This window comes from Kitasatospora sp. A2-31, assembly GCF_022288725.1.
In the GTDB taxonomy this organism is placed as follows: domain Bacteria; phylum Actinomycetota; class Actinomycetes; order Streptomycetales; family Streptomycetaceae; genus Kitasatospora.
The window spans coordinates 1-1,970 of sequence record NZ_JAKNTA010000101.1 but is presented as its reverse complement, the minus strand read 5'-3'; the positions used below and the strand labels follow the sequence as shown (position 1 = coordinate 1,970).

The following is a 1,970-nucleotide window of genomic DNA, read 5'->3' as shown; positions in this document are numbered from 1 at the left end:
TAGTAGTCCAGGACGTGCAGGATCAGCGCCCGGCCGTCGGGCAGCGGGCGCAGCGGCTTCGGCAGGTCGTCGCCGTCGCTGCGCTGGCGCAGTCCGAGGCCGCCGCAGAGCAGGACCACCGTCGGGCGCCCGGGGAACGGCCGGGCGTTCACGCGGCCGCCTTGCGGATCACCAGGTCGTGCAGGACCAGCACGTCCAGGTCGGTGGAGAGGAAGCAGCGCAGGGCGTCCTCGGGCGTCTCCACGATCGGCTCCTCGTTGTCGTTGAAGGAGGTGTTGAGCAGCACCGGCACGCCGGTGAGCCGGTCGAAGGCGCCGAGCAGTTCGCACAGCCGCGGGTTGAGCTCCGGGGTGGCGGTCTGCAGCCGGGCGGAGCCGTCCACGTGGGTGACGGCGGGGATCACCGCGCGCTTCTCCGGGCGGACCTGCGGCACCAGCAGCATGTAGTGGGCCGGGACGGCGGAGGCGAAGTACTCGGTCTGCCGTTCCTCCAGGACCACGGGGGCGAACGGGCGGAACGCCTCGCGGTGCTTGACCTTGGCGTTGATCCGGTCCTTCATCGCGGGGTCGCGCGGGTCGGCGAGGATGCTGCGGTTGCCCAGGGCGCGCGGCCCGATCTCGGAGCGCCCCTGGAACCAGCCGACCACGGCGCCGTCGGCGAGCTCCCGGGCCACCGTCGCGCAGAGGTCCTCGGGGCGCTCCACGGTCAGCCGATCGGCCCGGGCGGCCACGGCCGCCTCGATCTCCTCGGCGGCGTACAGCCGGCCGAGGTAGGGCGAGAACAGCCCGGCGGCGGGGGCCCAGGGGTTGCCGCCCAGCGCGTGGTGGCCGTGCAGTGCGGCGCCGATGGCGGTGCCGTTGTCGCCGGCGGCGGGCACGATGTGCACCCGCTCGAAGGGCGTCTCCCGGAGGATCAGGTGGTTGGCGACGCTGTTGAGGGCGACCCCGCCGGCCAGGCAGAGGTCGGTGGCGCCGGTCTCCCGGTGCAGCCAGCGGGCCAGCTCGACGACGATCCGCTCGGTGTTGGCCTGGACGGCGTACGCGAAGTCGGCGCGGACCTGCTCGGCGGCCTCCGCGCCGACGGCGCGGGCGAGTTCGCCGGCGATCAGGGCGCGCACGGCCTCCTGCTGGGCGAGCGACTGGCGGAAGTCGCCGTCGGTCAGGTCGTACAGCCCGGCCAGCGCCTCGACGTAGCGCGCAGTGCCGTACGGGGCCAGGCCCATGGTCTTGCCGGGGGCGCCCATGCCGCCGACGGTGTGGAAGCCGATCTCCTTGGAGACCGCCTCGTACATCCAGCCGATGGAGTTCTCGTAGGTGTCGTCGAGCCGCTGTTCGGCGGTGGCGATCCGGCCGGTGATGCCGCGCAGCAGGGTGAGCCCCCGGGCGTCGCCGGTGTAGAAGCTGATCGTCTCGCCGTGCCGCTCGCCGTCGCGTTCGACCTCGGAGCCCCGGCCGTCCATCACCATGACCGCCGCCCGCTGGAACGGAGAGGTGTAGAAGGTGCTGGCGGCGTGCGAGAGGTGGTGGCCGATCCACTCGATCCGGTCGCGGTAACGCAGCGAGTACACCGGGTTGAGGAAGTCGTTGGCCACGATCAGGTCGACGTCCTCCGGCCCGAGGCCGGCCTCGGCGAGGACGTAGTCCGCCGCCAGGCAGCGCTGCAGGCGCGGCCCGAGGCCGAAGGCGATCTTCACCCGGGTGAGGCGTTCCTCCTCGACCGCGGCCACGATCCGGCCGTCCTCCACCAGGCAGGCGGCGAAATCGTGGTGGGACCCTCCGAGTCCGAGAATGCGCACGGGGGTTGTTCTCCTTACTAGTTCGGACACGCGGTGCGGGATCGGCGGCGCGGCCGGCGCCGGTGCTACGACGGCTCGGCGACGCCCGGCGGTATCCGCTCAGACGCGCAGCAGGGTGCAGGCCCAGTGCATGCCGTTGCCGGTGCTGGTGAGGGCCACCGGCTCGCCCGCGGGG

Annotated in this window: 1 protein-coding gene; it reads right to left on the bottom strand. The window is 73.1% G+C overall.

Translation table 11 applies throughout. The features are described from left to right. Positions 1–148 precede the first annotated feature (148 nt). On the bottom strand, positions 149–1,795 hold the full coding sequence (locus MCM47_RS44460) for a carbamoyltransferase C-terminal domain-containing protein (RefSeq protein ID WP_238861838.1): 1,647 nt from the start codon (positions 1,793–1,795) through the stop codon (positions 149–151). Positions 1,796–1,970 lie beyond the last annotated feature (175 nt).